Below are 25567 nucleotides of genomic sequence, written 5' to 3' on the forward strand. Positions count from 1 at the left end.
ACGCTGCCCTCGCTGCCGTCCCGCGAGGGCTTGCAGGTGCGCGCCTTGTTGGCGTTTCTGTCGCGCAGCAATGCCCGGCGCAGCATGCTGCTGCTCGGCACAGTGGTCGCCGCGCACTTCACAGCGTACACCTACATTGCGCCGTTCCTGGGGCATGACGCCGGTTTTTCGCCGAGCGCGATCACCGCGATTCTGCTCGGGTTTGGCCTGGTCGGCATGCTGGCGAACTTCGCCATGGCCGGGAGCATCACCACGCACCTGCGTGCGTCGCTGGGCGCCGTGGTGTTGCTGATGGTGATCGCGCAATTGGCCTTGCCCGGGTTGCAGGGTTGGGGCGTGACGTTGGCGGTGTTGGTGTGGGGTGTTGCCTACGGCGCAATTCCTCTGGGCGTGAGCAGTTGGATGCAACTGACGTCGCCGCAATTGCCGGAAGCCAGTTCCGCAATGTTGGTGACCACGTTTCAGGTGGCGATTGCTTCGGGTTCGCTGTTTGGCGGCTTGATGGTTGATCACGCCGGCGTGTCTTCAGCGTTGTGGCTGGGCGCGGCCATCGGTGTGCTCGGTTTGGCGGTGATGCTCAGTTTCGGTCTCGGCAAAGCGCCGATTGCCGAGGCGCTGCAACGCTGATTTCAGGCTTTGAGAATGTTGTCCTACGTTCTTGCCAACGGCGGAGGAGGAAATCTCCAGCAGGCGACCGGCTTCGGTAAAGCTGCGGGTTTCGGCCACATGAATGAAGGCCGTGATGCCGCTGAGGCTGTCCATCATTTGAGGTGTGCTCGGTGCTGGGAGAGGGTCAAGGCAGAGTAGAGGCGGGCGGCGAAATGGCCCGAAACGTCGGTATTTCGACCGATCAGCTTCTTGGCTCGCGCCTAGCATAGACCCTGAATCCACAGCACGGGCAACCCGCCCGTCTACCCGAAATCAGGAGAAAGGCCATGAGCACTATCGAACACGTCATTCTTGTACACGGTGCTTGGGCCGACAGCACCAGCTGGAGCAAATCGCGCGCATTGATCGAAGCCGCCGGCCTGAGCACGAGCACGGTCAACCTGCCGCTGACGTCACTGGCAGCAGATGCCGACGTCGTGTCCCAGGCCATCGCCGCCGCTCCAGGACCGGTGTTGCTGGTGGGCCATTCCTATGGCGGTGCGGTCATCAGCGAGGCAGGTGTTCACGCCAAGGTGGCGGGCCTCGTCTATATCAACGCCTTTACCCCTGACATTGGCGAATCAGCTTTGGGGCTGACCGCATTGGCCGAGCCATCGCTGATGAGTGCCGAGATCCACATAGATCAGACGGGCTCGTCGAGCCTCACTTACGAGGGTGTTTTTGAAGGCTTTGCTCAGGATGTGAGTGCGCAGGAGAAGCGTCAGCTGTTTGAAAACCAGCGTCCCACCGCTGTAGCGGCACTCACCACACCACTCACTCAAGCCGCCTGGCAGCACAAGCCCAGCTGGTATTTGGTGGCGACCCTTGATAACGCCATTACACCGGCACTTCAAGAGCTGATGGTGAAGAAGATCGGCGCCATCAGCGACCATGTCGATGCGGGCCATTGCTCAATGGTTTCCAAGCCTGCGGCTGTCGCCGATCTGGTCATTCGCGCCGCCAGGTAACCGATATTTTTCCTTAATTGTTCACGCTTAGCATTTCTGCAATCTCAGAGGACACACCCATGAAACTCACTCAAAACACTATCTTCATTACCGGCGGCGGCTCTGGCATCGGCCGCGGGCTGGCCGAAGCACTGCACAAGCTGGGAAACCAGGTGATTATCTCAGGTCGGCGCAAGGGCCATCTGGAAGCCGTCGTTGCGGCCAACCCAGGCATGCATGCGGTCGAGCTGGATATTACCGATCCAGCCAGTATTACCGAGGTCGCGAAACAGTTGATCAACGAATTCCCGCAGCTCAACGTGCTGATCAATAACGCCGGGATCATGTTGCCGGACACCGCAGCCGGCCATGTGGATGACGAGTTGCTGGCGTCGACCGTTACCACCAATCTGATGGGCCCCATTCGCATGACTTCGGCGCTGATTGAGCACCTCAAGAAGGCCGATGAAGCTTATGTGGCATACACCTCCTCAGTGCTCGGCTTCGTGCCCATGGCGCTGACGGCGGTGTACAGCGCCACCAAGGCTGCGCTGCATTCTTATGCACTGTCACAGCGCTTCATGCTGCGCGATACCTCGGTCAAGGTGCTGGAAATCGCGCCGCCCTGGGTACGTACTGAGCTGATGGATAGCTCCGAAGCGGAACTGGCGATGCCATTGGATGAGTTTATTGCCGAGACGATAGCGGTGCTGGGCACGGACGCGGTGGAAATCCTGGTCGAGCGGGCCAAACCAATGCGCGCTAATGCCGGGGCCGATGAACACGCCTTTGTCACTGAGTTCAACACACAGATATTGGAACTCTACGCCCAGTGAGCACCCCGCGGCGCTTGCATGAGTGCGGGCGCCGTTATACGGACATCGACAGTTCGATCTCCATGATCGCCAGCATTACAGCCAAAAAGTCCGAAGTGTTGGGAAACGCGGCCCATTTATTCACTCCGGAAAATCACCTTTACTGATGCCAAGCGCCCCAACCCCGAAAGCCCACATGGCTATCGACCCGGGCAGATATCCAATGGCTCTACACATACACTTCAATCGAGGCAACCATGTCCAAACTTCATTCCCCAGTTAAAGTCGGGCGGTTCACCTTCGCCCACCGCATTGTATTGGCACCGCTGACCCGTATGCGTGCCGAAGAGGGCGCTCGTCCTGGCGCTCTGATGGCCGAGTACTACGCCCAGCGCACTTCCGAAGGCGGCTTCCTGATCGGTGAAGCCACCATCGCCGCGCCAAACGGCAACGGCTATCTCGGCGCACCTGGCCTGTTCGACGACAGCCAGATTGCGGGCTGGAAACACGTCACCGACGCCGTGCACGCTAAAGGCGGCAAGATCTTTCTGCAGCTTTATCATGCGGGTCGCCAATCCAATGTCGACGTGCAGCCTGCAGGCAGCATCCCCGTCGGCCCATCGGAAGTCCTGCACGGCGGCGTTGCTTACACCACCGAAGGGTGGGTACCCAATACCCCGAACCGCGCCCTGAGCATCGAGGAGATCGCAGGCCTGGTAGAAAACTTCCGCACTGCTGCCGAACGTGGCGTGAAAGCCGGTTTTGACGGCGTGGAACTGCATGGCGCCAACGGTTATTTGATCGACCAGTTCCTGCAGGACAACAGCAACAAACGCACCGACAGTTACGGCGGCTCGTTCGAAAACCGCGCTCGCTTCCTGCTGGAAGTGACCAACGCGCTGATTTCAGTGTGGGGCAGTGATCGCGTGGCGGTACGTGTTGGCCCGAGCGGCACTTGGGGTGACATGGGCGACAGCGATCCAGAAGGCCTGTTCACTTACGTCGCGCAACAACTGGCGCCGCTGAACCTGGCTTACCTGCACCTGATCGAGCCGCGCATCCTGGGCAACATCGAGGACGAGAATGCCGACCCGGCGCCGGTGGCTGCCCAGCTGATGCGCAAACACTACAAAGGCGTGATCATTGCTGCCGGTGGCTTTGACGGCGAATCCGCCGAGGCCATCCTTCAGGCTGGCGACGCCGATCTGGTGGCTTTCGGTCGCCACTTCATTGCCAACCCGGACTTGCCGGAGCGCCTGCGCCACAACCTGCCGCTGAACGCTTATGACCGTCCAACCTTCTTTGGCGGCACCGAGGTGGGTTACACCGACTACGAGTTCTATAAAGAAGAAGCGACTGCGTAACGTCTTTCGCCGAGCGCGAACGGCTGTAGCGTAGAGATCAAACGAAGCCCCCTCATGGGGGCTTTTTGGTTTGTACGCGAGCTCTGATGAGCCCGGAAAAAAAAGGACAAAACATGGCTCAAAAGGCTGGTATTTCGTCCGGTGAACCTTGCTGCCGCTCCCTAACATGGGACCCATGGCACAACAACAAAGAACGTGAGTTTCGGGGGCGTTTAACTTCAGCGTCATCGCTCGACGCGCCTTCGTGAACACGCGCGCTACATCTTTAATCCACACTTGATAAAAGGAATCATCGATGAAGTTTTTATCCGCGGCACTGTTAATGGCAACTTCCACCGTTGCGTCTTGCTACGTCATGGCGGCTACGCCGGCTGCCGCGATCCACAACATTGTGCTGGTACACGGCTCCTTCGCCGACGGCTCCGGGTGGCGCGGTGTCACGGAGATTTTGGAAAAGGACGGCTTTCATGTATCGGTCGTGCAAGAGCCGGAAACCTCACTGGATGACGACGTAAAAGCGGTCCAGCGTACGCTGGCCTTGCAGGATGGCCCGGCGGTATTGGTCGGACACAGTTACGGCGGTGTGGTGATTACCCAGGCCGGGACCGATCCGAAGGTTGCCTCGTTGGTATACGTCGCGGGTATCGCTCCGGACGCGGGTGAAGCGGCGGGCGAATTACTGCACAAAATGCCGGCGGCCTCGACGGCGATTACCCCGACGGCGGACGGTTTCGTTTACCTGGCGCCGGACAAGTTTCGCGCCGACTTTGCCGCCGACCTGCCGGAAAAGCTCACCCACTTTATGGCGTTGTCTCAAGTGCTGACCAACGGCGCCAACTTCGGCCAGAAGATTACCTCGCCGGCTTGGAAATCGAAGCCGAGCTGGGCCATCGTCGCCACCCAGGACCGGGCGATAAATCCTGATCTGGAACGCTTCATGTACACCCGTGCCGCGGCTCAGGTGACAGAAGTCAAATCCAGCCACGCGGTGTATATCTCGCACCCGAAAGAAGTGGCTGCGGTGATCGAAAAAGCGGCGTTGGCAGCCCTGCCAAAGTAACAGGCCCACGTCACTCCCGGGATGACCCTTCAAGGCCCTGTTGCAAACGCAGCAGGGCCATATTGCAGTGCGGCAGACCGCTGACCCTCATGGCCCCCAGCGCTCTTGCAAGACATCTGGCTCCTGCGAGGCACTGGGAAGAGGAGGGTAGGGAAATGGCGCCGCCGACACCGGTAAATGCGCCGGGGAAGTCCGGTGCCGATACCGATCATGGACAACAAACAGCAGGAGCTAACCGATGACCACTCATCTTCAGAATAACGGCGCCCTACACGCTGGTCAGCAGACCCAGGCGAGTAACCTCATCGTTGTTGAGTTGCGGCGCGGAAGCCCATCCGACCTCGCCCAACAGATCAGCGGTTTTATCGACAGCATGGCTGTACTTCCAAACTGCTCTCGTTATGCGCTAGCTCTGGATCCCACCGACCGTCTCACTCTGCTGATTCAGGGTGATTGGAGTTGTCCTCTGGCGATGGCCGAGCACTTTGAATCGGCCCCCTTGCAGGCGCTGATCGGTTATCTGCGTTCATCGTTTGCGTACCGGATGGAATTCAGCTGTCAGGGCCTTAGCGTCTGAAGAAGCGTCACAGTGGCGTTAGTCTCCATCCCTTCCAACCCTCTCGTTTCAGCGACAGTTGTGGTCGCTGCGGCGCTTTGGCGCGCGCCCAAAAAAACGCCTTTTCCGGTCAACGCACAATGGCTTGAAATGTCGGTTTTTCGACCGATGTCCCAAACCTATACGGCCCAAGATACTTCCCATGAGCAGCGCAGAGCAGTTGAAGCTCCGCACTCCTCACGGTGAGCCTCGGCCTGAAGTTACTACTTCTTTTCTGCGGTTCTTCACCACCCAGCTCAACTTCGCTATCCCGTTGGGGAGTTCAGTATGACCGATAAGCCAAGCTGGTATCTGCTCGCGACACAAGACAACGCCATTGCGCCTGAACTTCAATCAATGTTTGTGACCAGGATCGGAGCCGTGCAGGCCACGGTGGAAGCCGGGCATTGCTCGATGATTTCCCAGCCTGGCGCAGTCGCTGAACTGGTGCTTCGCGCCGCACTCTGAGTCGCCGGACCGGCGCAACCCTTGCGCATCGATATAAAACCTCTTTTCGGAGCACGCCTGATGAATGATCTACTCGCTTTCGCCGTTGAGGCCCACGGTGGCCTGGATCGCTGGAATAGCTTCGCACAACTGCGAGCCAACGTTTCGATCGACGGTGCTATCTGGCACCTCAAGCAGCAGCCGGGTCAGCTGTTCGATAAAGAATTGGATATCAAGACCCAGACCCAGCGCCTGAGCATCACCCCCTTCGCCGGACCGAACCAACGCAGCGTGTTCCTACCCGGTCAACTGACCCTGGAAACCCTCGATGGAATCATCGTCGAACAACGCGACCAGCCCGCCGCCTCCTTCGTTGGTCATACCTTGGAAAGCCCTTGGGACTTGCTACATGTGGCCTATTTTGCCAGCGAAGCGTTGTGGACCTACCTGACTTCGCCTTTTCTCTATACCTACCCCGGCTTCGAATGCAGGGAGATCGAGCCATGGAACGAAAACGGCGAAGTATGGCGACGTTTGGAAGTCACTTTCCCTGATCATATCGAGAGCCATACCCGCAAGCAGATCACCCACTTCGGGCCGGATGGCCTGATGCGTCGCCATGATTACACCGTCGACATTCTTGGCGGAGCTACCGGCGCTAACTACGTCAGTGATTACTGCGAGGTACAGGGGCTGATGATGCCGACAAAACGCCGTATCTACGCCTACGACGAAGCTGGGCAAAAAATCCCCGAGCCTTTGCTTGTGTCGCTGGACTTCAGCAAGCTCATTTTCAGCTAATTGGCTCGTCCGCCACGCTGAATGAAACCCAAGTCCTGCGTCTGCAATTCATCATCCCTTTTTGACTTCAGTTATTGCGGAGTACTTGCTCATGTCCATCGAAAATCTTTATGCCCCCCTGCGATTGGGGTCGCTGGAACTGCCTCATCGCATCGTCATGGCCCCCCTGACGCGCATGCGTTCAGCTGCCGGTGGCGTACCTACCGCCCTGAGCGCCGAGTACTACGCTCAACGTGCTTCAGCCGCGTTAATCATTACCGAAGCCACGGGCGTCAGTGTGCAGGGCATGGGTTACCCGAATATGCCGGGGCTGTACTCGGCCGAGCAAGTGGCCGGATGGTACGCAGTGACCAAGGCAGTACATGCTCAAGGCGGGCGCATCATTGCGCAAATCGTGCATGGCGGGCGGACTTCACATTCATCCTATAGCCCCGAGGGCGCTTTGCCGGTGGCGCCATCTGCATTGGCTCCGGTCGACGGCCAGGCGTTCACACCCGAATTTTCACTGGTACCTTTCGAAATCCCGCGTGCTCTGGATATCGATGAACTGCCCGGCATCGTCAATGACTTTCGTCAGGCCGCTGAAAATGCGATGGCCGCAGGTTTTGATGGGGTTGAAATTCACAGTGCCAACGGATACCTGCTCGACCAATTTCTTCAGGACAACAGTAACCTGCGTGAAGATGCCTACGGCGGTTCGATAGCAGGCCGCGCTCGCCTGCTTCTGAATGTGGTCGATGCGATTGCCCACACCATCGGCGCGGACAAAGTGGGTGTACGTCTGTCGCCGTCGGGCAATTTCAATGACATGAAAGAAAGCAACCCCACGGACCTGTTCAGCTATGTCATCCAGGCATTGAGCGAGCGTGGCATCGCCTATCTGCACTTGATCGAGCCTCGCGCTTCTTCGGTAGGCCTGGGTGATGACCTGAGTTTGGATGTCGCCAACAACGCTCGATTATTCCGCCGTCTTTTTAAAGGACCGGTGATCTCGGCGGGAGGCTACACCGCGCAGAGTGGCAGCGAAGCGATTGCTGCCGGGGATGCCGATGCCATCGCTTACGGGCGGATGTTCATTGCCAACCCGGACCTGGCCGCTCGTTTCAAATCCGGTGCTGAATTGAACGCGTACGACCGCAACACTTTCTACGGCGGCACCGAAGTGGGCTACACGGACTATCCGACACTAGTCACGGCTTGATTGAGACCCGGGTGGCTTAACTCACATTTCCACAGCTGGAACACCATGAACTCAACCCAATTCATCAAAAGCAACCGGCCGCTGTATTGGCTGGCCTTAGGCACGTTTGCCGTCGGTACCGAAAGCTTCATGATCGCGGGCCTGCTTCCCGGCATGGCCAAGGATCTTGACGTCAGCGTTGCCACGGCGGGCCAGTTGGTCACGGTATTTGCTCTGGCCTATGCACTGAGCTCTCCAGTGCTGGCTGCGCTGACCGGGAACCTGAACCGGCGCAGGCTGCTGATCGGTGCCATGGCGTTATTTGCGGTGGCCAATCTGCTGGCCTTCACGGCCAGTGGCTATTGGTCGTTGATGGCCGCGAGACTGGTGCTGGCGCTCGCGGCGGCAGTGTATGTACCCGGTGCGAACGCACTGGCCAGCGTGGTCGTGCCGCCCGAACAGCGTGGCCGCGCCATCGCTATCGTCAACGGTGGCCTGTCGCTCGCCATTGCCCTGGGTGTTCCGGCGGGCACCGTGCTGGGGGCGGCAATGGGTTGGCGCGCCACGTTCGGCAGCGTCGCGATCATTGCCGCGTTGGCCGTCGCCGGTTTGCTGATAGGGCTTCCACGCGAGATAGGAACCGGACTCGCTACCGCCAGCCTGCGCCAGCGCATTTCAACTGCGGCTCAGCCTGCGGTTTTGCATACACTGCTGATCACTACGTTGTGGGCGATGGCGAGTTACACCACTTACACCTACCTCGCGCCGCTTTTGGAAGCCACCACCTTCATAAATGGCCCCGCGATAGGCTTCGTGCTATTTGGCTGGGGTGTTTCAGCCGCAATCGGCCTGGCCATCAGCGGCCGAACGGTAGACCGCAAAGGTCCGCGCGCAGTGATCCTGCCAGCGTTGGCGACATCCACTACGGCGTTCGTCGTCCTGTCGCTGGCGCCACACTTTATCGATAGACAGTTCGTAGTTGTGCCGATAATCCTCGCCATCGCTGCGTGGGGCGTGGCTCACTGGGCTTTTTATCCTGCCCAGCAAACCACGCTGGTCGGCGTGGCTGGTGTTGCGAGCGCGCCGGTGGTGTTGTCGCTCAACGCCTCCTTCATGTACCTCGGTTTCTCACTGGGTGCGGGTCTTGGCTCCCTGACATTGCACTACAGCTCGTTGGCCAACCTTGGCTTTGTCAGCGCCCTCTGCACAGCGACAGCCTTGATCTTGGCCTACATATCCGGTCGTCGACCTGCACCGCAACTTCAACCTTCAAATTAAATAATCTGTACGCTCAAAAAGTAGCGTTCCAAGAATGAATAACGGCGGCCAATGGCCGCCGTTATTCTGCTGCGAAAAGATAGAAGCTTATACGTCAGCGTTAGAACCGAAGGTCCGGCGCAACGATTGCGGGGATTGACCATATACGCGCAGGAAGGCCCGGCGCATACGCTCACGGTCGCCAAAGCCGGTCTCCGAGGCCACCGCTTCAAGCGTTAGACGCCCTTGTTCGATCATCAATCGTGCGGCCTCCAGACGTAGATTTTCGATGGCCTTGGCGGGTGAGCTTCCGGTCTGCTCGCGAAAGCTTCGACTGAATTGCCGAGGACTCAGGCAAGCCGCATCCGCAAGGTCTTCTACGGAAAGGTCGCGGCGCAGGTTTTTTCGAGCGAAGTCCAGCGACTGCTGAATCCGGTCGGAGCTCGGACTCAGTTCCAGCATCGCCGAATGCTGGGACTGCCCACCCGCGCGGCGATGGTAAAGCACCAGCCGCTGAGAGACAGTCCGGGCCAGTGCGGCACCGTAATCCTTCTCGACCATACCGATGGTTAAATCGAGCGCAGCGGTCATGCCCGCCGAGGTCCAGATCTTGCCATCGATGATGAAGATGCGATCTTCTTCTACCTTAATTGCGGGAAATCTATCGCGCATTTCCTTGGCGCGAGCCCAGTGCACTGTGGCTCGACGCCCATCGAGCAACCCGGACTCGGCAAGCGCGAAAGCGCCGACGCACAAAGCGCCTACCCGCCGTGAATCGGCATTGGCTTCAACCAGAAAGGAGTGAATACCGTTCGACGCCGAACTGCGATCCATTGCACCGCTGATCAAGACGGTATCGAAATCTGTCTTGTTGAACTGCTGAGTATCAACCGAGGTGAACAGGGAGCTGGCGACCAATCCACCGTGCTCGGATAGCACGCTGATGTCATAGAGTTTTTCGCCCGCGGCCAGGTTGGCAAACTCGAAAGCTGAAAGCGCAGCAAGGCTCATAACCTGAAAATCGGGCCGTACGATCAACGCAACACTTTGCATAAAGACTCCCGTTCGCCCAGTTGATCAGTGGCTTGACGCATGATGTCTGGTGACATGCGAAACGTAATCATGCGCGAAAATCGCCGGACTGCAAGCAGAACCGCGATTTCGAGGGGGTTAGCGTTTTTTGCCGGGTAAATTCGGTAAGGCCGATACTGAGGCACGAGAAACTTCAACCCGCAGCCAGTGCCTCATTGAGCTGCACTACGAACTCCAGATCGCCAGGCTCCACGCTGGCACGCATTATCGCAACCGGATGACCATCTGTTGACTGGCTGTAGATTCCAGTGCGCTGGGGTGGTCACCGTATTGATCATCATCGGCAATGGTCATCAAGTTGATGCTGCGGCTGTCGGTGGTGTCGGTAGCGGCGTCTTACGGCCCGACTCAGTGAAGACAGATTAAGCAGCTTGCACTCCGTCAACAGGTTGGAATACCAATATTTCCGCCCATAAACTTGACCAACACGAGGCCGGAAATGATGGTTTTACGGCCTTTACCGACATACGGGCGTTCACTACTCTGGTCCTATTTCATGCACCCGCCTTTGGAGCAAACCGCATGACTCATAAAGGCACGGCAGTTATAACCGGCGCTGGTACCGCGATAGGCACAGCGTTCGCCCACCGACTGACTCAGCGGGGCTACGACTTGATTTTAATTGCCGTGGATCGGCCGCAATTAATGACGCTCGCTGCAGCGCTCACTGACTCCAGCGGACGATCGGTTGAAGTGCTGAATGCCGATTTGGCCGTGTCCGCCGAAGTTGTCCGCATTGAGGCCTTGTTAAGCCAGGACGCCAGTATCACATTGCTCATCAACCATCACGATATCCCTGAGGAAGATGAGATAGGGGCCACAATCGCCTTGGGGATCACTGCTCCCGTACGCTTGTCTTACGCATTGGCAAATGGTTTCGTAAAGAGGGGCGCCGGAACGGTTATCAATCTGGTGCCCGTGTTCGAGACGAGTTCCGGTGCTGCCATTGAGTCGGCGAGTAGCGCTTTTTTGCTCTCGCTATCCCACGCGCTGCGCCAGCGTTTCAATAAAGTCGCAGTACGTGTTCAAGCAATTTTGTATGCCGGTTCACAGCAGACCCGATATCAAAGCGCAGTGGCCATTGTGGATGCCGCGCTAGAGGATTTTGATTCTGGAGAAGCCATCTCGCTACCCAGTGTTGCCGATCGGGAGGTATGGAATACATTTGAGGTTGCCCGGCTGGAATTGCTCAGCCGGGTAGCAGGGGGCCCCAATATCGTTTCACCTGCACGTCTGCTCCATTGACCCGCGGCGGGCAGCGAATGCGTGTCTCCCCCCTAAGTGATTGCAGGCATCCTCGTCCGGATAGAGCGGATATCCAGCCCGTTTTAGTTCAGCCGCTGACAAGGACGATTACGGTTTTCAGTCGGCTAGCCCAGCGATCACCAGGGAGTCCTGTTCATCTGGCCTGCGTGGTATTGCTCCCGCGGATATCGATGCCCAAGAACATCTCAAGTGCCTCGTATGGCATCGGTTTGGCAAAGTAATAGCCCTGAAAAATGTCGCAGCGACTGCCCTTCAGGAAATTCACCTGAGACGCCGTTTCCACGCCTTCGGCGACCACTGTCAGGCTGAGGTGATGGGCCATGGAAATAATGCCTTGGGTGATGGCGGCATCGTGATGGTCGGTGGCGATATCCTGGATGAACGAGCGGTCAATCTTGATCTTGTCGATGGGCAAACGCTTGAGGTAGCTGAGGCTTGAAAAGCCGGTGCCGAAATCATCGAGCGCAATGCGTACACCCAAGGCTTTGAGCCGGTGTAACGTATCGATGGCCTGTTCAACGTTATGCAGCAAGAGCGACTCGGTAATCTCCAGTTCCAACTGCCCGGCGCTAACTCCGTGCTTGCTCAGCACTGTCTGGATACACTCAACGAACTGGCCGCGCTGGAAATGCATCGGCGAAATATTCACGGCCATCGAGATGCCTGTGAGGCCCTGATCGCCTAGCTGGCGCAGCTGCGCGCAAGCCGTATCGAGGACCCAAAGGCTCAGTGGGATGATTTGACCACTGTCTTCTGCCACCGGCACAAACACCGCTGGAGAGATAAAGCCTTTCTCCGGATGTTCCCAACGCAGCAACGCCTCGATCCCGACTACCCGACCGGTGCGCGCGTCTATCTGCGGTTGATAATGCAGTTCAAACGACTGAGTTTCGATCGCCTTTTGCAGGTCATTGCGCAGGCTTGCGTGCTCGCAAACACGTTGATTGAGATCGCTGGTGTACCACTGGAAGTTGTTGCGCCCTTGCTGCTTGGCTTTGTACATGGCCATGTCAGCTTGCTGGATCAGCTGCATCGGCTGCTCGATGTCACCATCACTCAGGGTGATGCCGATACTTGCACTCACGTGCAGGTCAATGCCCTGGATGCAGTAGGGGCTGGCAATGCTGGCCATCAATCGCTCGGCCACCGGTACAACGTCCTCATCCCGAAGCAGATCTGGCAGCAAGACGATAAATTCGTCACCGCCCATGCGCACGATGGTATCCCCGGGACGAACCTGTTGGGTCATGCGCTGCGCCACTTCAATCAGCACCTGATCGCCGAAGCAGTGTCCGATCGAATCGTTGATGGATTTGAATCCATCCAGATCAATGCACATCACTGCCAGACGACGCTTACGCCGACGACTGATGTGACAATCCAGAATAAGCCGGTCTTCAAGCGAAACACGGTTAAGCAAACCGGTTAGCCGGTCATGGCTGGCGTTGAAGCTCAATTGGCGCTCGTAATGCTTCTGCTCGCTGATGTCCCGGGCAATGCCAAATACCCCGACGATCTTTCCGTTGACCATGATCGGCAGGTTAGAGATGTCCATGGTCAACAGGTTTTCATTCTCGTCGCGAACCCGTGCCTCGAAGCGTTGCGGCTCGCCGGTGCGGGCAGCGGAAAAATGCCGACTGACCCGTTCCAGGTCTTCTTCGAGCACCAGGTGGGAAAAATGATGACCGATGAAGTCGGTTGCAGTGTGCGGTTTCAGCTTCAGGCCTGCTGGATTCACACTCTGGATATTGCCAGCCAGATCGAGGGCGAACACCGGGTTGGGGTTGAAGGTAAACAATGAACGAAAACGTTGTTCGCTTTCCTCCAGACGGTGGCCGTCACGCTCATGGCGGATCGCAATGGCCGCCAGCTGCGCCGCACAGGTCAGCCGTTGAATCTGCGCCTCATTCGGTCCATTGGCCCGATCCTGATACAGCGCAAACGTCCCCACCACACAGCCCTGATGCGAGAATAACGGCAACGACCAGCAGGAGCGCAGATTGTGCCCCAGCGCCAGACTCCGGAAACGCTCCCAGCTCGGATCCAGGGCAATGTCTACGGTGACCACCAATTCTCGCCGGAATGCTGCGGTGCCGCAGGTCCCTTCCTGTGGACCGATGGGCATGCCATGGATGGCCTGACTGTATTCAGGCGGTAGGCCAGGCGCCGCACCGTTCAGCAGATGCTTGCCCTGAGCATCGGTGAGCAGTATCGAACAACGCGTGTCAGGCTCTTGTGCGTCGAGCATCAGGCAGATGGCGGCCAGAACGTCGCCCAGTGGATGATTGGTCGCGATCATGCCGAGAATGTCACGCTGCGACTCGGGGAGAGCCACGCTGTGAAAGCTCGTGCAGAGGGTATTCATGATGGTTCCTGAGGACTGCCGAGACCATCCGATCTTCAAAGAGTCTGGAAAAGTGGGCGGTCGGGTGCAGTCCGCTCGCACTCCGATCCCGCTCTTTATAGAACACCGACCCAGCCACAGAACAGACTCAGATCCACAATAAAAAACCGTATCAGATTGGCTCCGTTTGGCTGATTTAGAGCTGTAACAGACGTTGCAGCGCGTCGAATACAGAACACTCAGCTTCTATATTTCAGCGCCTCCACCAATGCAGAAAAGGCGGGAGAGGTCTGGCGTCTGTTGGGGTAATACAAGTGGTAACCCTGAAACTCGGGGCACCAGTCGGCCAGGACTTCTTTGAGGCGGCCGTCGGCCAGATACGGTGCGACCAATTCCTCGGGTACGTAGGCCAGACCAATGCCATCAACGGCGGCATTGAGAACATGCATGATGCTGTTGAAAACCAGTGGCCCATCTGCCTTGACCGTAAACGCCCGGCCATCTCGTTCAAACTCCCAGGCGTAAATCGCCCCTGATGGCCTGTGTCGGATATTCACGCAGTCATGCCCGGTCAGTTCATAGGGGGTTGTGGGTGCCGGGTTGCGTTCGAAATAGGCTGGAGAGCCCACCACCGCCAACCGCCAATCCGGTCCTATGCGAACGGCGATCATGTCCTTGCTGATCGATTCGCCCAGGCGAATGCCGGCATCGAAGCGTTCCTCGACCACGTTGGTGAATCCATAGTCGACGTAGAACTCCAGGGTGATATCCGGGTAATTCTTCAAGAAGCCTGCAAGCATCGGCCGAATGCACAACTCAATTTGATCGTCGGTGCAGGAAATACGAATCGTGCCACTGGGCTTGTCCCGTAATTCGCTCAAGGCTTCAATCTCGACCGCGATCTGATCAAAAAGCGGGGCGATCGAGCGCATCAATCGTTCGCCTGCCTCTGTCGGCGACACATTGCGTGTTGTGCGGGCGAGCAGACGTATTCCCAGTCTTTGTTCAAGTGCCCGGATCGTATGACTCAGTGCAGAAGGCGTAATGCCCAGTTTGGCTGCGGCTTTGGTGAAGCTTTGATCGCGTGCCACTGCCAGAAAAGCTTGGAGATCGTTGACTTTGGTATGGGCCATTGCTGAGTTTTTCTCAAAAGCACATGAAGATTACACCTACTAATCAAGGTATCTCGAATCCGTCAAGCTCTGTCACCTATCTGGAACGGAGTACTTAGGATGAGCGAGACACCTGTATTCGACACCCCGACAGGTGATGCCCTCGGCACGCCGGGAACTGGGGAACTGCCGGCTTACTGGAGTGGCATCTTTGCGATGACACTGTGCGTATTCGCGCTGATCGCCTCCGAGTTCATGCCTGTCAGTTTACTCACGCCGATTGCGTCGGATCTGCACATCAGTGAAGGACTGGCCGGGTATGGGATTGCCATCTCCGGCGCTTTCGCGGTACTGACAAGCCTTTCGATTTCCAGGCTTGCGGGCGCAATGGACCGCAAGACGCTGTTGCTGCTACTGACCGGGATTATGTGCGTGTCGGGGCTGGTGGTCGGTCTGGCGCCAAACTATACGGTGTACATGATGGGGCGTGCGCTGATCGGCGTGGTGATCGGCGGGTTCTGGTCGATGTCGGCGGCAATGGCCATGCGCCTGGTACCGTCCCATAGCGTGCCCAAGGCGCTGGCAGTCTTCAACGGCGGCAATGCACTGGCAACCGTAGTGGCCGCCCCACTGGGAAGCTACCTGGGGAGTGTCATCGGTTGGCGGGGCGCTTTTCTCTGCCTGATTCCGGTAGCGATCATCGCATTGATCTGGCAGTGGATCAGCCTGCCGGCCATGACGGCGGCGCCGCGTAAAGCGGGCACGGGCAATGTCTTTCGATTGTTGAAGAGCCGATTGGTCCGTTTCGGCATGTTGAGCGTGGGCATTTTCTTCATGGGGCAGTTTGTATTGTTCACCTATCTGCGCCCGTTTCTGGAGACCGTCACGGGTGTAGAGGTCTCCCTGTTGTCGATAATCCTGCTGGTCATCGGCGTGGCGGGTTTTGTCGGGACCCTTCTGATCGGCAGTTTCCTGAAAACCGGCCTGTACCGCGTCCTGGTCAGCATTCCACTCTTAATGGCCGCCATTGCACTGTCCTTGATTGTCCTTGGCGGTGGCGTCGTGGCTGCTTTTGTATTACTGGGGCTGTGGGGCCTGATCGCGACGGCGGCACCTGTGGGGTGGTGGTCGTGGTTGGCCAAGGCGTTGCCCAAGGATGCTGAAGCCGGTGGCGGCCTGATGGTGGCGGTCATTCAGCTATCCATTGCGCTGGGCTCTACCCTCGGCGGGCTGTTGTTCGACGGGAGCGGCTATCGCATGACCTTTCTCGCCAGCGCTATCTTGCTGGTGCTCGCGGCAGTGATGGCCTTGTTCACATCGCGAAGCACCGTCAATCAGTGATGAAACTCAAAATTGTCCTTGTCCGTTTGACGAGCCGGAACCCTGTGCCTAGGGTTCTTGCAGGCATTCAGTCGTCAGACTGGCGTGGTGCCAACTTGCTCAGAACAAACGAGGTGGACATGAACAGGACGTTTAACCGGGGCTGGACATTAGTTGCGGCACTTGTCGTGGTGGGTTCAACGCTTTTCACGGGATGTGCGAGCAAGAACGATCCGATCACACAGGCAGACAAGGCCGATGTGGCCAAGGGCGTACCCGCGCCGGGCCTCGAACAGACCAAGGCTATCGCCGAGGAAGGCTTTATCTACGGCCTGCCGCTGGTGATGAACTACGCCGTGATGAACGAGTTCGCGGTGGACCCCAAGTCCAGCCAGTTCAAGGCGCCCTTCAACCGACTGTATAACGAACATCGGGTCGCGACGCCCGCTGACACTGCCGTCATTACGCCAAACAGCGACACTCCATACTCGATACTTTGGACCGACCTGCGTGCCGAGCCTCTGGTGATCACCGTGCCGGCAGTCTCCAAAAAGCGCTATTACTCGGTGCAGCTGATCGACGGCAACACCTATAACTTCGGCTACATCGGCAGCCGGGCAACGGCCAGCGCGCCCGGGAGCTATCTGATTGCAGGCCCTGACTGGAAAGGGGCGACACCGCCTGGCATCGATAAAGTGTTCACCTCCACGACCCCCTTTGCCCTGACGTTGATCCGGACCCAGTTGTTCAATCCAGCCGACATGCCCAATGTCGAGAAGGTTCAGGCGGGTTACAAGGTCCAGCCGCTTTCAGCCTTCCTTCATCAACCAGCGCCGCCCGCGGCCCCGAAGATTGATTTCGTGCCGGCCACCACGGCGGGGATCAAGGACAATTTCTTCGAGTACCTGTCGGCCGCGTTGGAGTATGTGCCGCCATCGGCTGACGACAAGGAGATCCGGGCGAAGCTGGCCAGCATCGGCGTAGGCCCCGGCCGGCGCTTCGAATTCAAAGACCTCTCGCTCGAACACAAGGCGGTAGTCTTGCTGGGAATGAAGGCCGGCGATGAGAAGGTGGACCAGTTTCTCTCGAGCGGCATGAAAAACATCAATGGCTGGAACGTCGGCGCGTTCTTCGGCGACCAGGCGTTCTACAAGGCCGACTGGCTGATGCGTGCCGGCGCCGCGAAGGGCGGCCTTTACGGCAATGACGCCGTTGAGGCGATGTACCCCTATACCCGCACCGACGGCAACGGCCAGACGCTGGATACCAGCAAGCGCAACTACACGCTTACCTTCCCGGCCGGCAAGCTGCCACCAGTCAATGCCTTTTGGTCGGTGACCCTGTACGACGGCAAGAGCCAACTGCTGATCAAGAATCCGCTCAACCGTTACCTGATCAATTCGCCGATGCTGTCGGCCATGAAGAAAAACACGGATGGCTCACTGACGATTTACATCCAGAAGGACTCCCCCGGCAAGGCCAAGGAAGCCAACTGGCTGCCGGCACCTGACGACACGGTCTATCTGGTGATGCGTCTCTACTGGCCGAAGACCGCACCGCCTTCGATTCTTCCCCCTGGCGAGGGCAGCTGGCAGCCACCGGCGGTGGTGGTATCGAAGTAGTGCGCCCCCTTGCTGACACTCGCTGTAAGTGGGTGTCGGCAAGTGCTGCTTTTGCTGTGCAGGTGTGCAACAACCCTCATTCCGTCGCCCCACGTGCCCATCTCGTTTTTGCCCGCTACAATGCGCACCTACCGTGATAACCAGATAAAAAATATGTCTCTTCCCAAACATCACCTGGAATTGCTCAGCCCCGCCCGTGACGTGAGCATCGCTCGCGAGGCCATCCTGCATGGCGCCGACGCCGTGTACATCGGTGGCCCGAGCTTCGGCGCCCGGCACAACGCCTGCAACGAAGTCAGCGATATTGCGCAACTCGTGGAGTTCGCCCGTCGCTATCACGCCCGCGTGTTCACCACGATCAACACGATCCTGCATGACAACGAACTGGAGCCGGCGCGCAAGCTGATTCACCAGTTGTACGATGCCGGCGTCGACGCGTTGATCGTTCAGGATCTGGGGGTGATGGAGCTGGATATCCCGCCGATCGAGCTGCACGCCAGCACCCAGACCGACATCCGCACGCTGGCACGGGCGAAGTTTCTGGACCAGGCGGGTTTCTCCCAACTGGTATTGGCCCGCGAGCTGAACCTGCAAGAGATTCGCGCCATCGCCGACGAGACCGATGCCGCGATCGAATTCTTCATCCACGGCGCGTTGTGCGTGGCGTTCTCCGGGCAGTGCAATATTTCTCACGCCCAGAACGGTCGTAGTGCCAACCGGGGCGACTGCTCCCAGGCCTGTCGTTTGCCTTATACCCTCAAGGACGACCAAGGCCGCGTCGTCGCCTACGAAAAACACCTGCTGTCGATGAAAGACAACAATCAGAGCGCCAACATCCGGGCGTTGGTCGAAGCCGGGGTTCGCTCGTTCAAGATTGAAGGGCGCTACAAGGACATGGGCTATGTGAAGAACATCACGGCCTATTACCGTCAGCGTCTGGACGACGTGCTGGAAGACCGCCCGGACCTGGCGCGGGCCTCCAGCGGCCGCACCGCGCACTTCTTCGTGCCCGACCCGGACAAGACCTTCCACCGTGGCAGCACCGATTACTTCGTCACTGATCGCAAGATCGACATCGGCGCCTTCGACTCACCGACCTTCACCGGTTTGTCGGTGGGCGTGGTGGAGAAGGTCGGCAAGCGTGATTTGCAGGTGGTGACCTTCGAGCCGCTGTCCAATGGCGACGGCCTTAATGTGCTGATCAAACGCGAGGTGGTGGGTTTCCGCGCCAACATCGCCGAGCCCAAGGGTGAATTCCTCGAAGACGGCCAGAAGCGCTATCGCTACCGGGTCGAACCCAACGAGATGCCAGACGGGATGTTCAAGCTGCGGCCCAACCATCCACTGAGCCGCAACCTTGACCATAACTGGCAGCAGGCCTTGCAGAAGACTTCTGCCGAACGCCGTATCGGTTTGAGTTGGGTGGCCCGTCTGGATGAGCAGCGCCTGCAATTGACCGCCACGAGCGAGGAGGGCGTCAGCGCGAGCCTGTCGCTGGACGGTCCGTTCGGTCTGGCCAACAAGCCGGAGCAGGCCCTGGAGCAACTGCGCGACCTGCTCGGTCAATTGGGCACCACGGACTACCACGCCACTGCCATTGAGCTGGATGCACCCCAGGCGTTCTTCATTCCCAACTCGCAGCTCAAAGCCTTGCGTCGCGAAGTGATCGAGGCATTGACCGCGGCCCGGCTGCTCGCCCACCCGCGAGGTCACCGCAAGGCCGAAGCCACGCCGCCGCCGGTGTATCCGGAGTCGCACCTGTCGTTCCTGGCCAACGTCTACAACCAGAAGGCCCGGGACTTCTATCACCGCCACGGCGTCAAGCTGATCGACGCGGCGTTTGAGGCTCATGAAGAAACCGGGGAAGTGCCAGTGATGATCACCAAGCACTGCCTGCGGTTCTCTTTCAATCTGTGCCCCAAGCAAGCCAAAGGCGTGACCGGTGTGCGCACCAAAGTCGCGCCAATGCAATTGGTGCACGGTGACGAAGTGCTGACCCTGAAGTTCGACTGCAAGCCTTGCGAAATGCACGTCATCGGCAAGATCAAGGGCCACATCCTTGACCTGCCACTGCCGGGCAGTGGTTCAGAGCCGGTGGTGGGTTACATCAGCCCTGAAGACCTACTGAAGACGATTCCTCGCGCGCCGCATTGAGTGACGGGCGAGGCAGAGGTCATCGTCAATGCCGATGACCTCTGCACTCGACGATCAGGCTTGCGCCGCACTCATGCCGTCAGTGGTCACGGATTTTTTGCGCACCGCTTGATAAAGCAGGCTCGACACCATGAAGCCCACGACGGCCAGCAGGCTCATCAAGGTGAAGACATAGTTGTAACCCTGTTCACCGGGGAAATGATCGAGGATCGCGCCGTAGATGACGTAGGCAAACATGCCGGGCGCATAGCCGATCAGGCAACCGATGCCGAAGGCCGAGCCGGTGATGTGTTGGGGAATGCCGACTTCACCCATGGGCGCCCAGAACACCCCGCGCATGGAGAACACGATCAAGGCGAAGGACAGGGTGGCAGCCATGCCCGCATAGATGAAGCCCGGGCTTTTCGGAATCAACATAATTACGCCCATCAGCGGCAACAGCGCCAGGAATGCCCACTTCAGGTAGCGACTGGTGCTCTTGAATTGCTTGTCGGCAATAAAACCGCCGGCAGGTCCGCCGAGGATCTTCAGGAAGTACTGGTTGATGATGCCGTAGGCGCCCACCAATGCCACGGGCAACCCGTACATTTCCTTGAGGTAGGGAATGAAATAGGTCAGGCCGCAATAGACGATGTAGACCATGAACACGTTGAGGCTGACCAGCCAGATGCCTGGAACCTTGATCGCTTCCATCAGGTTCGCCAGGCCATTCTTGGGCTTGGCCACCGACTGCGCGTTGCCGCTCTTGAGCAGGAACCAGGTCAGGGTGCCGGCCAAAATGTCGATGACCGAGTAGAACAGGATCGCCGACTTCAGGCCGGTTTCGCCCGAACCCATGGCGACGAACACGCCCAGCGCCGAAAACGCCACCAGTGTATCCACCACGCCACGCCCGCCTTCGAGCAGGCCGAACAACCGGCCTTGCTCCTGATCGTCACCCAGGTTGCGGATGGCTTTGAGCAGCGATGGCCAGAACAGGCAGTCGGCGCACACGGCTAACAGACTGAACACGATCAGTAAATTGCTGAAGGGCGGAAAGGTCGCCAGGTACAACCCCAGGCCACCGGTGCCGATCAGGCCGAGGGGGATCAGCTTGCGCGTGTCGTAGCGATCGGCGAGCAGGCCGCCCAGCACAAACAGCGCAGTGGCGATGATCGCGTTGGCACTGAGCAGCATGCCGATTTCAGTGTGGCTCAACCCCATGAATTCCTGCATGGGCACGTAAAAGGCGTCCTTGAGATTGGCCAGTTTGTAGATGGTGCCGCCCCCGAGGATGAGGATCAGGAATCGGAGCCATTTGGCCTTGTTTTGAGTTGTCATTATTGTTCTCCGGGCGTAATCGGGTCGTCAGGGTCAGGCGTTGGAAGGGCTGGCCAGGGTCAGTTCGGCCAAGGTGCGCAGTTCGGCCAGCAGGCTACGGACATAGGCGACCTGGTTGTTTGCCCAGCGGTGTTCATCGGCCAGCATTTGCTCCAGCGAGAAGCCGTTCGGGAGCGGCGTTTCGCTCATCTCCCGGTAAGCAATGAACGGATCGGCGGCCTCGATGCTCTGGCGGAAGGCGGGGGCCACGTAGTGGTTTTCCTGCTCGAGAATGAAGGCGATCACCTGTGGGGTGGCTTCGCCCAGCATCAACAATTCGAACAGCAGGCGGGCGCTGGGCAGATCGTCTTCGTCGCTGCCCTGCAGTACACCGTAATGGCCGAAACCGTTGTGTTCGGGGACGATGCGTACGCCTTTCATGTGCGTCTGGCGGATGTGCGGCCCCAGGTTGCGCAGGGCCTGCAAAGGCTGTTCGCAGGCATTGATCATGTTGCCGAAGTCGAACAGGGCATGCAGGCGAGGGTGGTTGAGGCGATTGAGCAGTTGCGCGATTTCGCCGCTCTTGAGTTCTTCATGCTGCTCGAAGTCAAAGAACAGGTCGTGTTCATCGGCTTGCTGCGCGAGGTACTGCAGGTCGGTTTCGATGATCTCCATGACCTGTGACAGCGTGCCCTCGTACCGCGAGTAAACACGGATGTTGCGCACCCCCAGCGCCCTGGCGATGGCGATCACCTGGTCGACATCCTTTTTCCGCGTGCTGCTGATTTCCAGGTGCACATCCAGCCCCAGTGCCTTGGCCTTGGCGGCAAACGCCTGGAGTTGCACGGGTGACATCTGGCTCAGGCTGTTTTCCTCGCCGTCGAGCAAGTGCAGGCTCAGGCCTTGCAGCTCGTGGCGATAGGCGAAGTCCAGCAGGTCGGCCGGGGTCACACGGCCATGGGTGAGGTTGGTCAGTAGCGGGTAGGCGTGGGCAAACAGACGCAATTGCCCCAGACGCTCAAGCAACCGCCGGGCCAGTGCATCCGTGAGCACGGGGACAGCCCCGTCTTCGACCACTTTATGGCTCAGCAAGGCGTTGAATCGTTCCTGGATCTTATTGTTCATTAGAGTCGTTCCTGGTTCAGACACCGGGTCTACCGGCGCAGCCTTTATCGCGCCAGTCAGGAACTCTCGATAGATCCACTATCAGTTATTTGATAAGACCACTTGCCTCGCCTCAAGTGGTCGGCGGCAGATAACCCAATGCGCGCAAGGCTTGGGCCAGCGCCTCGACACGCTCCCGGGCCTGGTGTTCGGGCGTGCCGGCAAAGCCGATCAACAGCGCCGGCGGCAGGGCATGCTGGATGCGGTAGTCGCTCAAGGCGTAGGTGTGGATGTTGCGCTGGGCCAGTTGCCGGGCAACTTCGATGTCACTGAGTTCGGCGGGCAGCCAGGCGATCAGGTGCATGCCGGCGTCCGCCGGGGTGATCCTGAAAAAGTTGCCAATCTGCTTTTCAAGCTCTCCGATCAAGGCCTGCTGGCGCGCCTTGTACAGCGCACGCATGCGGCGGATGTGCCCCAGAAAGTGGCCTTCGCCCATGAAGTCTGCTGTCGTCGCCTGAAGCAGGGTGGGCGGGCTGCGATCCATCACCGCACGCAACGTGCAAAAGGGTTCGACCAGTGCCTGCGGCAGAATCACGTAACCCAGTCGCAGTGACGGGAAGAGCACTTTGCTGAACGTACCGACGTAGATCACCCGGGCCATCTGGTCCATGGCATACAGCGCCGGCAGGAGGCGGCCACTGTAGCGAAACTCACTGTCGCAATCGTCCTCGATGATCCAGCTCTGATGCTGCGCCGCCCAGTCGATCAGCGCCTGGCGCCGCGCATAACTGAGGGTGACACCCAACGGGTGCTGGCGCGACGGCGTACAAAACACCAGGCGGGCATCAGGGCACTCGGCCAGGCCTTGCTGGACGTCGATCCCCTGTTCATCGATACGCAAGGGAATCACCTGCGCCCCTTGGGCCTGCAACGCAATGCGCGCGGCGATGTGCCCCGGATCTTCCATCCAGACGCTGTCCTGCGGATTGAGCAGCAACATGCCCAGCAGGTTGAACGCTTGCTGCGCGCCGGAAACGATCACCACTTGCCCGGCATCGCAGTCGATGCCCCGCGCATCGAAAACGTATTCGGCAATCGCCGCGCGAAACGCCTGCAAGCCTTGCAATTCGCCATAACCCAGAATGGCCTTGGTGGGCTTGAGCAGATGACGGTTCATCAGGCGCCGCCAGATCGCCTGCGGGAAGGCTTCATAGGTGCTGTGGCTGGGCAGGAAAGAGGTTGGGGTCGCAGGGTCCCAGTCGGCATAGGACACCCCGCGAAAATGATCGCTGCGCAGCGACAGCATTGACTGGCTCAGGTCCGACAGGCGCGGTGGCTGGGACGTTTGCTCGTCCTCGATCCCCCGGTTTTCCCACTCCGTGCCGACGTACGTACCGGCACCGGTGCGCGAGGCCAGAAAACCTTCGGCAATCAACTGATCGAACGCATTGAGAATGGTGATCCGCGACAGCCCCAATTCCTGGCTCAAGGTCCGCGTAGACGGCAGGCGCACGCCGCCCTGGATTCTGCCGTTGAGTATCTGTTTGCGAATTTGCAGATACAGTTGGCGGTACAGGGGAATGGCGCTGGTACGGTCCAGTTCGATAGCCGACAGCAGCAAACCTGCGGGGGATTTCATGACATGCTCGCCTGGGTGAAAGGGGCGTTGGGCTGGGAACGGGGAGGTAGGGTATCGAGCGATACTCGATAAGTCATCCATCGGGCGTTGAGGGTGTGCGGCGTTCGAGCGGATGCGGCACGTTCTGTGCCATATCGACAACTGCCAAGTTTGATCTAGCCTTAAGTTATCTCACGGGAGAACAATCATGCCCGTCGCGCTCAGAAATGCCTTGGCCGTTGCGTCGGGATTCTTTCTTTACATCGCCGCAAGCGGTCAAGGCATTGCAGCCCCCCAGCAGCCACCGGCAATCCTCCCGCTGGAATCCGAGGCGGTGCCCACGCTCATCGCCTATCCGCCGCTTGCCGAGCCGCTCGCCCGCGGGGTTGTCATCATCCAGTATCAAATAGAACACGCCAGGATCATGCCGGTGTTTGGCAAAACGGCTGCTGACGTATCACCCCGTCTCGCTCACCTGCATGTGACCGTCGACGACTGGAAAGGGACATGGGCGCACACCAGTGAAGATCCGATTATCGTGGTTGGGCTGACGCCCGGCACGCATAAGGTGCTGCTTGAAGTGGCGGATCCGACTCACAAGATTCTCACCCATACGGAAGTGAGTTTTGTCGTTCCGCAGAAGTGAGCGGCTTCAGACGGCAGGAACAATAAAGCCGTCCCCCTCGCCACAGGTTATTGATCATTCCCACGACAGGAGTCTTTAGGAACTACGTGTCGGCTCATTCAACAACTTTTGAAAGCGCGTGTTTAAACGCCCTCCAGGTTACGTCCTGAAAGCTACAAAACCTTGCGCCGTTGCCTACGGCTACGCCAGAATCCGCCGGCTTGTGCGCCTTGGGCTCCCTCGGTAATTTGATTCCCGTCACTGCCCATCAGTGATCGGGTTTAGTCGCCCGTTGATGTCAAGACGCACAGTGTCCCTATCAGTCAGGTATCCCATGCCTGCACTTGATGGCGGTTGTGCGCAGGGCGCTTCGGCGCGCCGATTTCTTGGCTCATCGGTCGACTAACCTGTGCACAGCTGCCTCCCTATCGTTTAGTCGCGAGCGGGTTGCAGCCTCACTCTTATGAGGTTAGAGCCAATGTTCAAAGTAACGCCCAATCCACCAGAAACCGACCCACCAGATACCGACCCCGCATCCCCATACGAAACCCTCGACTCCAAAAAACTCCACGCGGCCGCCGAGCGCGCGCTCAATTTTCACTTCCCGTCAAACGCGGACATCAAAGCCACCCAGCGCACGCGCAGTACGCTGTTTTCCGTGGACCCGGCGGCCACGACCGAAACCCTGGCCGTGTTTTTGGTCGAAACGTTGGCGTCGGTCGATGTGATGGTCCATCAATTGGTGGATCACCTGGAGGGTGAGTCGCGCTACGCCTTGCTGGGTATTTCCAACAGCATCATGGTGGCGGAGATCACGGCGAACCGGGTGCTGGATAAGGTTGAGCCCTCTGTGTAACCGCTGATTGTGGTGAGGGGGCAAGCCCCCTTGCCACAGGT

The 25567-nt window shown here is 58.6% G+C and carries 22 protein-coding genes and 1 pseudogene; 16 read left to right on the forward strand and 7 right to left on the reverse strand.

The window, feature by feature from the left end; all coding sequences use genetic code 11:
* Positions 1-627, forward strand: a pseudogene (locus SB725_RS24065) (MFS transporter); the annotation flags it as partial.
* Here SB725_RS24065 and SB725_RS24070 read toward each other — a convergent pair.
* Positions 526-876 carry a LysR family transcriptional regulator gene (locus SB725_RS24070; protein WP_410922661.1) on the reverse strand — a complete coding sequence of 117 codons (351 nt, stop codon included), beginning with the start codon at positions 874-876 and terminating at the stop codon, positions 526-528. The pseudogene SB725_RS24065 and the gene SB725_RS24070 overlap by 102 nt on opposite strands.
* A gap of 59 nt (positions 877-935) precedes the next feature.
* On the opposite strand from SB725_RS24070, the gene SB725_RS24075 reads away from it, so the two are divergent.
* From SB725_RS24075 to SB725_RS24115, 9 genes are all read left to right on the forward strand, one after another.
* On the forward strand, positions 936-1616 hold the full coding sequence (locus tag SB725_RS24075; RefSeq protein WP_027924834.1) for an alpha/beta hydrolase: 681 nt from the start codon (positions 936-938) through the stop codon (positions 1614-1616).
* A gap of 59 nt (positions 1617-1675) precedes the next feature.
* A complete protein-coding gene (locus tag SB725_RS24080) occupies positions 1676-2431 on the forward strand; it encodes an SDR family oxidoreductase (protein WP_027924833.1) in 756 nt (251 codons plus the stop codon).
* 236 nt (positions 2432-2667) lie between these two features.
* The gene (locus tag SB725_RS24085; RefSeq protein WP_410922662.1) at positions 2668-3774 is read left to right on the forward strand and encodes an alkene reductase; all 1107 of its coding nucleotides are present in this window, start codon (positions 2668-2670) and stop codon (positions 3772-3774) included.
* Between the two features lie 295 nt (positions 3775-4069).
* Positions 4070-4834, forward strand: a complete 765-nt coding sequence (locus tag SB725_RS24090; RefSeq protein ID WP_027924831.1) for an alpha/beta fold hydrolase — start codon at positions 4070-4072, stop codon at positions 4832-4834.
* Between the two features lie 238 nt (positions 4835-5072).
* Positions 5073-5411: a hypothetical protein gene (locus SB725_RS24095; protein ID WP_027924830.1), complete on the forward strand. Its 339-nt coding sequence runs from the start codon at positions 5073-5075 to the stop codon at positions 5409-5411.
* Between the two features lie 306 nt (positions 5412-5717).
* The gene (locus SB725_RS24100) at positions 5718-5897 is read left to right on the forward strand and encodes an alpha/beta fold hydrolase (protein WP_410922663.1); all 180 of its coding nucleotides are present in this window, start codon (positions 5718-5720) and stop codon (positions 5895-5897) included.
* Positions 5898-5957: 60 nt separating this feature from the next.
* The gene (locus SB725_RS24105) at positions 5958-6677 is read left to right on the forward strand and encodes a hypothetical protein (RefSeq protein ID WP_410922664.1); all 720 of its coding nucleotides are present in this window, start codon (positions 5958-5960) and stop codon (positions 6675-6677) included.
* 91 nt (positions 6678-6768) lie between these two features.
* On the forward strand, positions 6769-7878 hold the full coding sequence (locus SB725_RS24110) for an alkene reductase (RefSeq protein ID WP_027924827.1): 1110 nt from the start codon (positions 6769-6771) through the stop codon (positions 7876-7878).
* Positions 7879-7923: 45 nt separating this feature from the next.
* The gene (locus SB725_RS24115; RefSeq protein ID WP_410922665.1) at positions 7924-9135 is read left to right on the forward strand and encodes an MFS transporter; all 1212 of its coding nucleotides are present in this window, start codon (positions 7924-7926) and stop codon (positions 9133-9135) included.
* Between the two features lie 87 nt (positions 9136-9222).
* Here SB725_RS24115 and SB725_RS24120 read toward each other — a convergent pair whose 3' ends face one another.
* A complete protein-coding gene (locus tag SB725_RS24120) occupies positions 9223-10167 on the reverse strand; it encodes a GlxA family transcriptional regulator (RefSeq protein ID WP_410922666.1) in 945 nt (314 codons plus the stop codon).
* A gap of 561 nt (positions 10168-10728) precedes the next feature.
* On the opposite strand from SB725_RS24120, the gene SB725_RS24125 reads away from it, so the two are divergent.
* The gene (locus tag SB725_RS24125) at positions 10729-11451 is read left to right on the forward strand and encodes an SDR family NAD(P)-dependent oxidoreductase (RefSeq protein WP_027924824.1); all 723 of its coding nucleotides are present in this window, start codon (positions 10729-10731) and stop codon (positions 11449-11451) included.
* Positions 11452-11605: 154 nt separating this feature from the next.
* Here the strand turns inward: SB725_RS24125 and SB725_RS24130 are convergent, their stop codons facing one another.
* A complete protein-coding gene (locus SB725_RS24130; protein WP_410922667.1) occupies positions 11606-13837 on the reverse strand; it encodes a putative bifunctional diguanylate cyclase/phosphodiesterase in 2232 nt (743 codons plus the stop codon).
* Positions 13838-14055: 218 nt separating this feature from the next.
* On the reverse strand, positions 14056-14949 hold the full coding sequence (locus tag SB725_RS24135) for a LysR family transcriptional regulator (RefSeq protein ID WP_059182633.1): 894 nt from the start codon (positions 14947-14949) through the stop codon (positions 14056-14058).
* 195 nt (positions 14950-15144) lie between these two features.
* On the opposite strand from SB725_RS24135, the gene SB725_RS24140 reads away from it, so the two are divergent.
* The 3 genes from SB725_RS24140 to SB725_RS24150 all read left to right on the forward strand — a co-directional run bounded on the left by SB725_RS24140 (position 15145) and on the right by SB725_RS24150 (position 20024).
* Complete coding sequence (locus SB725_RS24140) at positions 15145-16269, forward strand: MFS transporter (RefSeq protein WP_410922734.1); 1125 nt, start codon at positions 15145-15147, stop codon at positions 16267-16269.
* 119 nt (positions 16270-16388) lie between these two features.
* Positions 16389-17870 carry a DUF1254 domain-containing protein gene (locus SB725_RS24145; RefSeq protein ID WP_410922668.1) on the forward strand — a complete coding sequence of 494 codons (1482 nt, stop codon included), beginning with the start codon at positions 16389-16391 and terminating at the stop codon, positions 17868-17870.
* A gap of 153 nt (positions 17871-18023) precedes the next feature.
* Complete coding sequence (locus SB725_RS24150) at positions 18024-20024, forward strand: peptidase U32 family protein (protein WP_410922669.1); 2001 nt, start codon at positions 18024-18026, stop codon at positions 20022-20024.
* A 54-nt stretch (positions 20025-20078) separates the two neighbouring features.
* On the opposite strand, the gene SB725_RS24155 is transcribed toward SB725_RS24150, so the two are convergent.
* From SB725_RS24155 to SB725_RS24165, 3 genes are all read right to left on the reverse strand, one after another.
* On the reverse strand, positions 20079-21344 hold the full coding sequence (locus SB725_RS24155; protein ID WP_027924819.1) for an MFS transporter: 1266 nt from the start codon (positions 21342-21344) through the stop codon (positions 20079-20081).
* A gap of 33 nt (positions 21345-21377) precedes the next feature.
* A complete protein-coding gene (locus SB725_RS24160; RefSeq protein WP_059182637.1) occupies positions 21378-22448 on the reverse strand; it encodes a sugar phosphate isomerase/epimerase family protein in 1071 nt (356 codons plus the stop codon).
* Between the two features lie 112 nt (positions 22449-22560).
* On the reverse strand, positions 22561-24066 hold the full coding sequence (locus tag SB725_RS24165; RefSeq protein WP_410922670.1) for a PLP-dependent aminotransferase family protein: 1506 nt from the start codon (positions 24064-24066) through the stop codon (positions 22561-22563).
* Between the two features lie 187 nt (positions 24067-24253).
* On the opposite strand from SB725_RS24165, the gene SB725_RS24170 reads away from it, so the two are divergent.
* Positions 24254-24691 carry a DUF6130 family protein gene (locus SB725_RS24170; protein WP_027924816.1) on the forward strand — a complete coding sequence of 146 codons (438 nt, stop codon included), beginning with the start codon at positions 24254-24256 and terminating at the stop codon, positions 24689-24691.
* A 457-nt stretch (positions 24692-25148) separates the two neighbouring features.
* Positions 25149-25526, forward strand: coding sequence for a DUF6124 family protein (locus SB725_RS24175; protein WP_410922671.1), 378 nt, complete (start codon positions 25149-25151; stop codon positions 25524-25526).
* Positions 25527-25567: the final 41 nt, after the last annotated feature.

The sequence above is a fragment of the Pseudomonas sp. SIMBA_041 genome, from assembly GCF_046535095.1.
Lineage (GTDB): Bacteria > Pseudomonadota > Gammaproteobacteria > Pseudomonadales > Pseudomonadaceae > Aquipseudomonas > Aquipseudomonas mucoides.